The following is a 6,031-nucleotide window of genomic DNA, read 5'->3' as shown; positions in this document are numbered from 1 at the left end:
CTGGTTCATCACTCAACGATCTTCGAGTTGAACAACGTGGAGAGCTATCGGAGCAAAGAGGCTGCCCGTCAGCAACAAATCCAGCGCGACAACGACAAAGTCAGTCGCCGACGTCAATCACCCAAGCCAAACGACAAACACACCGAGGAGCCAACCCCATGACTTCCTAAGAAACGACATTCATCCCCGTCAAACCGGCCAAGATGATTGTCGTTTAACCGGCCAAGATGATTGACGCTATCCATCACTGAGGCAAGGATTGAAGCGAGTGCGGTACGGTTCATGTTTTGATCGGTAAAAGAGGAGCCAGGAAGCCAATGGCTCACGCACATGGCCCAGCGCCAATCATGCCAGGACCGGGAGGTGGTTTTGGGGACCTACCTACCGGCATCGGATGGTGTTCCGCTGGGGAGCGGGTCCTTCAAGTATGAGTAGACACAGGTGAAATCTTTTGCGGGTCTCCATGCGATTTCAACAACTCCACTTGTGTGCTCCTGTTGCTCGGACAAAACCTCCGCGAAGACATTGTCCAAAGCAAGTTCAAGCGGCGGAAGCGGAATGGGCTGTCCATAGATGTCAAGCACCGCGCCCTCGTTTTGTAAAAACTTAACGAGATGGGGCGTCGAGGGGTCGGTTAAGTCCGATAGCGTCACATCTTCACCGAGGACAATAGTGGCAACCGCTTTTGGGTCTTCAGATGTACTTCTCAGTCCCTCCGCGATTTGGGCCACCTCGTGTAGCTGAAGGTGTTCTTCAGCAGAAAACATGTAGGCCACCACATACTGAACCGACCTCTCAAGAAGACTCCCCACAATGCGGGCGCGCTTCAAATAGCGCAAGGCATTTGACATACCGTCTATGTAGTCATCGCGCTTGGTGACTGTGAACTTTAGGTGGAGCACCTGCAAGCCATCCATGAGCAACCGGATATCAAGGTCGTTCCCGCGTGACATCGTTTCGAACAGTTGATAGATGCTCTCGAAGTGCGGCAGGTAGTTAACATCGCGCTGTGCCCAACGAGCATCATCCAGTTCAATCGAGAAGGACGTGGGGGGCTCTTCTCCGGAAAACGAATGCCGAAGACTAATGGTCAACATTCCATCACATGCTTGCCCTTTGAAGGTGAAGGACTGGCTTCCACCCATTACATCGCCACGGAACTCTTCAAAAAAGGGCTCGCCAGTTTGCGGATGGTTGGCGGTGACCTTGAGCACAGCCGGAATGCAACGAGGGTCTATCCGAAATTTGGCGCTCTCAGGGGATGGCGTTAGGTGCTCAAAAAGTGGCGACCCAATGACAGTTGCTGCACCACCGTCCAAGGAAACAGGCTCCCCGTGATTGACGAGCCGAGTTAGCTGACTCCTGAACTCATCAGCCATATGGGGAACCACACGGAAAGCCAACGGGACAGGCTGCTTCGCGCGTATGTCGAAGATCGTCTTACCGCTGACGTAGCTGGTTTCGACGCGGAATCTGGGGTCCATCTGCTCCATGCTGTGAGCCAAAGACAAATGCACATTGCTTACAGCCGCCAACTGAAATGACGATGGCGCACTCCCGAAGACCATTCTCATTTGGTCCTGGACATCTCGCTGCTCAATCGGTGCTTGACCTAAACGACTCCGGGCCCGCTCTTCGGCTTGCTGCCTCCAGTCGCGCAGCAACTCTGCGGGGTATCGCTTTGCGTCGTTGTCAACATCACGGGAGCAGATGTTGCAAAGCCATACTCCATTAGCCAGATCCTTTCGCTGTTCTGGCGTCATCTCTTTGAGATACCGTGCCCCACCTGGAGCCGCTGCGTGGATGTGAGCAGCAACTCCAACATTGTTCACCTTGTCATCCCCAGCAGGGCCCAAAGTACTCTTATCGCAATCGGGATTTGAGCAATGCCCGGCCACTCGGGACCGTAGTGATTCAATGACTTTTGGGCTGAAATCATCCCTTGCTTTTCCCATCCGTACTCCCTTCGATTTACCTATTGTGCGCTCTCGCTTCGGTACACCCTCTTGAGTCCAAGCCCAGTGATGGGCCGAAAAACTGTCAGGGCTTTACGCCTTCCACCCCGGACGCCATGCGGGTGCCTTGTAGACCTTGGGAAGCTTGAGGGACGGATAGGCAATGGATTCAGCCAATGGTATGAGGTCCCACGGCTTCAACTTCAGGTAGTGGTCCACATTCACGCCACCTTCGGGTTTCTGACCAATGTACTTGCAGCGTAAGGACACATCAGTTCCCGTCCTGGCAAGTGCCGTATTGAGTGAACCCCGCAGGCTGTGAAACACCACGTCCTTTCTGAAACCATGGCGGATTTTCACCTTGGAGAACCAGCTACTGATGCCGCCACCGGCATTGTTCTGGGCGTCTTTGTTGATGCCCGGAAAGAGCCATTCCTGTCCCATGTCCCTGATGGCCTCGCGGTACTCCACCAAGCCCAGGTCAATGAGGCCGACAGCAAGGGGGATGGTCCGCTTAGATGCTCGGGCCTTCAATGATTGACCTTCGGCGGTCTCTTCAATCCGCAGATACCAAACGTCATCTACCTCTTCCAGGTCATCCACACGAAGCTGGGCAAGCTCAGTGATGCGGGCCCCGGTGAACAAACCCAGCAGGGGCACCCAATAGGCCGCATCAAGCCCAGCATTCCTGCTCTTGGGCAATTCGTAGTGTTGCCACACAGGCAACCCAAAGAGCCGTTGAAGCTCTTCTTCAGTCCATTCGTCCCGTGTACTGGCAGGCACTGTGTCAAGCTTCGTGGTGATACGTGCCCATAAGCTGGCCGGGAGCTTGCCCGTTACAGCCGAATAGTGGTTCAGCAAGGTTCCCAAGTTGATGATGTGGTCACGCACTGATGTGGTGGTCATCCCCTTTGAACACTCAACTTCCACCAAGGTGCGCAGCAGTTCCACCCCACAGGTCCGCTCCATGTCGGCCATGCTGGGGTTCCTGGTGTGCTTCTCGTACCAGTAGAGGGCCCGGCTGTACTTGGCAATGGTCTTGGTCGGATAGGGCTTACGTCCAGCCTTCCCATGTTTAGCCCAATCATCGAAGACATCCCGCAGAAGAACAGCCGATGGGGCAGCCTTCAGCACATCCAACGGTTCACCCGGCTTGCGTGCTTCTGTTGGGGACTCATCAGGCCTTGACGGCACTTGAACAGGTTCTGAAGGGGTAGCCACCACCTTGCCCTTGTCACGCTGCGTGAGGTCTTCCAGTGCCTCCCTTTTGGCCTCCAAGAGCTTCAACAGGTAGGGCCTCGCTTCGGGCTTGGTCCAGTCGTATGACACCCCCAACCATTCAGCAGCCCCAATGGCGTCCTTCAGGATGGCCGCATGGATGCGCCGCGCCACGGCCTTACCTGCTTGCGTGTCCCGCTCAAGGTTCCACCCTTCCAGGCCATCGGCGCTATGGTCATCAAGGTACTCACCCACAGGTTCTTGGATGGCCTCCAATGCCTCTTCCTTGGTCACCTTTCCGGCTGCAAGGTCCCGCATCGTTGCGACCCTATGGGCCACCTGTGGGGAGTTCCGTCGATAGTCGTCTGCATTGAAGACACAGAAGCGGATGTAGTCAGCAAGCTGGGTGACCGTTTCGGGGGTCAGGTCAGAGACAGGGAGGGGGTTGACCTGTCGGAGGGCGATAGCCCATTGGGCTTCCAACTCCACCAACTTGGCAGCGGCCCGCAGATTCGCCTCTCGGAGGTCTGCCGTCAAGAGGGAGGCCCGGAACGCCCACTGTTGGCCCTTGTGGGCTGGATGCTCTGCAAGCTCCTTGGGCGTCTTCTTGAAGTAGTGCCACTGCGTGGAGTTGGGCACTCGGCGCACACCTGTAGCTGGTTTCAATTCGGGGTCCTCTTTGGTCATCCCGAACCCTCAAAGTACAGCCTAAAAGTACATAGTACCAAAGAAAAACCCCCTATGAAGGTCAGTCTCATAGAGGGCGTTCTGTACTTGGCGGAGAGGGCGGGATTCGAACCCGCGGTAGGGATAAACCTACACACGCTTTCCAGGCGTGCGACTTAAACCACTCATCCACCTCTCCGAAGCCCTCTATTGTAGCAAGGGTTTCGCTCAGTTCAGCGCGACCTTCTTGCCGTCTTTGTAGGCATACAGCGTCATGGCCGGATTTTTCAGTTCCCCGTTCGACTCAAAACGAACCTGGGCCGTCACGCCGGTGTAGTTGGCCTCGCCGAGTTTCGGACCGTAGACCTTGGGGTCCACCGAGCCGGCGCGCTTCATGGCGTCGGCCAAAACCATCGTGGCGTCGTAGGTGTATGGCGAGTAAACCTGGAACTGCCTCGGGAACTTGGCGTCGTATTTGGCACGCCAGGCTTTGCCGCTGGCCAGCTTGTCCAGCGATGCGCCACCCACGGCACAGACCACATTGCCCAGCGTCTTTGCGCCGCTGGACAGCTCGATCAACTTGTCAGTGCAAATGCCATCGCCGCCAAACAGGTAGGCCTTGGTCAAGCCCAGTTGCTGCATCTGGCGCAGCATGGGGCCGGCTTGCGGGTCCATGCCGCCAAAGAAAATGCCATCGGGCTTCTTGCTCCTGATCGAGGTCAGGATGGACATGAAGTCCACCGCCTTGTCATTGGTGTATTGCTCGCTCACCACTTCCAGGCCCAACTCTTTGGCCGTCTGGCGGAACACGCCCGCCACACCTTGGCCATAAGCGGTGCGGTCGTCAATGATCGCAACCTTCTTCAGCTTGAGCGTCTTGGCCGCGTACTGCGCCAGGCCCGCGCCCAGCGCCTTGTCGTTGGCCAGCAGGCGAAACACATTCTTGTAGCCCAGGGTGGTCAGATCAGGGTTGGTGGCCGAAGGAGTGACCATCGGCAAGCCACACTGGCTGTAGATCTTGGCCGCCGGGATGGTGGTGCCGGAATTCAGGTGCCCGACCACGCCATTGACCTTGGCATCGCACAGCTTCTGGGCGGCCGCTGTGCCTTGCTTGGGGTCGGCCGCATCGTCCTCGGCCACCAGTTCGAACTTCACCTTCTTGCCACCGATCTCGACGCCCTGGGCGTTGAGATCATCGATGGCCATGCGGGCGCCGTTTTCATTGTCGCGGCCGTAGTGGGCCTGCGCACCCGACACGGGGGCCACATGGCCAATGCGAACGATGGTCTGGGCTTGCGCGGCAGTGACCATGCACAGCGAGGACAACATCGCAGCGGCGGCGGCCACTGGGAACAAAGCAAAGCGTTGGGTCATATTCACCTCCATCATTGAATGCCGTTTCAGAAAAAAATCAGCGGTTGTTGCGCAGCTTGGCCGCTTCCTGGGCCACGGCGCGTGTCACCACATCTCGCATGGTTCGGGACAACTCATCGCGCAGGTCTTGCATCAGGGTTTCGGTGAACTGGGCCAGCAAGGGCTGCATGGACTCACGCAATCGGAACTCCAGCATTGAATCGATCTGGCGCTGCACATCGGTCAGGATGCGTTGAGACAACTGCGCTTCTGAGACCTCGACCACGGGCATCGGCAGGAGCTTGTCACCCTCCGGGTCGAACTCGATCACCTCGGTGAGCGTGGGCACGTTGGCGTGATGCGGCCGCGTGGGAAAGTTCATTCCTTCACCTCGTGCGGCTGAATCTGCAGGCCCAAGGCCTCGTATTGCTTCCAGCGCTGGCGGCCCAGTTGGCGGTCGTGGGGCTCCAGCGACACGATCTCGAACAGGCGCTCAAAACGCTCCGGTTGATCAGGCATCTCCGGCCCCAGGTTGACCAGGATGCCGCGTTGGCCCGGGGCCTGCATGTCCACGCCATGCGGGGCCAGCCACACCGGTGTGTCATGCAAGCGCGCGGGCATGTCCTGCCCAAGCATGGCCAGCACATGCGGCAAAAACTCTTGCTCGTCGAACACCCAGAGCTGGCGGTCCAGCGCCTTCAGTGTGTTGGCATCGCCCGTGACCAACACACCTGCACCGCTTTTATAGGCCTTGCGCAGCAGCCGACACGCGTAAGACAGCTTGTCGGTCATGCCATGGTGAAACTCAACGGTGTTCATCAATCAGTCAGTCCGGGTCA

Annotated in this window: 5 protein-coding genes and 1 tRNA gene; all 6 read right to left on the bottom strand. The window is 57.4% G+C overall.

The window, feature by feature from the left end:
* Window positions 1-377: 377 nt before the first annotated feature.
* Window positions 378-1,832 (bottom strand): hypothetical protein, encoded by a 1,455-nt coding sequence (locus tag H7225_RS02895; RefSeq protein WP_290659285.1) that lies wholly within the window; start codon window positions 1,830-1,832, stop codon window positions 378-380.
* Between the two features lie 216 nt (window positions 1,833-2,048).
* A complete protein-coding gene (locus tag H7225_RS02890) occupies window positions 2,049-3,860 on the bottom strand; it encodes a site-specific integrase (RefSeq protein WP_290659284.1) in 1,812 nt (603 codons plus the stop codon).
* Between the two features lie 88 nt (window positions 3,861-3,948).
* Window positions 3,949-4,038: transfer RNA gene (locus H7225_RS02885), tRNA-Ser, on the bottom strand.
* Window positions 4,039-4,067: 29 nt separating this feature from the next.
* Window positions 4,068-5,168, bottom strand: coding sequence for a branched-chain amino acid ABC transporter substrate-binding protein (locus tag H7225_RS02880; RefSeq protein WP_290659286.1), 1,101 nt, complete (start codon window positions 5,166-5,168; stop codon window positions 4,068-4,070).
* A gap of 82 nt (window positions 5,169-5,250) precedes the next feature.
* Complete coding sequence (locus H7225_RS02875) at window positions 5,251-5,574, bottom strand: hypothetical protein (protein WP_290659283.1); 324 nt, start codon at window positions 5,572-5,574, stop codon at window positions 5,251-5,253.
* Window positions 5,571-6,011, bottom strand: coding sequence for a DNA polymerase III subunit chi (locus H7225_RS02870; protein ID WP_290659282.1), 441 nt, complete (start codon window positions 6,009-6,011; stop codon window positions 5,571-5,573). Before H7225_RS02870 ends, H7225_RS02875 begins: the two co-directional genes overlap by 4 nt.
* Between the last annotated feature and the right edge of the window lie 20 nt (window positions 6,012-6,031).

Origin of the sequence: Aquabacterium sp., from assembly GCF_014378415.1 — a bacterium.
Taxonomy (GTDB): Bacteria; Pseudomonadota; Gammaproteobacteria; order Burkholderiales; family Burkholderiaceae_C; genus Aquabacterium.
This window is presented reverse-complemented; position numbering and strand designations above follow the sequence as displayed.

What these genes read in the sequence shown, in the direction of transcription:
- H7225_RS02890 (WP_290659284.1), bottom strand. Translation starts at nt 3,860, where the DNA reads ATGACCAAAGAGGACCCCGAATTGAAACCAGCTACAGGTGTGCGCCGA.
- H7225_RS02880 (WP_290659286.1), bottom strand. Translation starts at nt 5,168, where the DNA reads ATGTTGTCCTCGCTGTGCATGGTCACTGCCGCGCAAGCCCAGACCATC.
- H7225_RS02875 (WP_290659283.1), bottom strand. Translation starts at nt 5,574, where the DNA reads ATGAACTTTCCCACGCGGCCGCATCACGCCAACGTGCCCACGCTCACC.
- H7225_RS02870 (WP_290659282.1), bottom strand. Translation starts at nt 6,011, where the DNA reads ATGAACACCGTTGAGTTTCACCATGGCATGACCGACAAGCTGTCTTAC.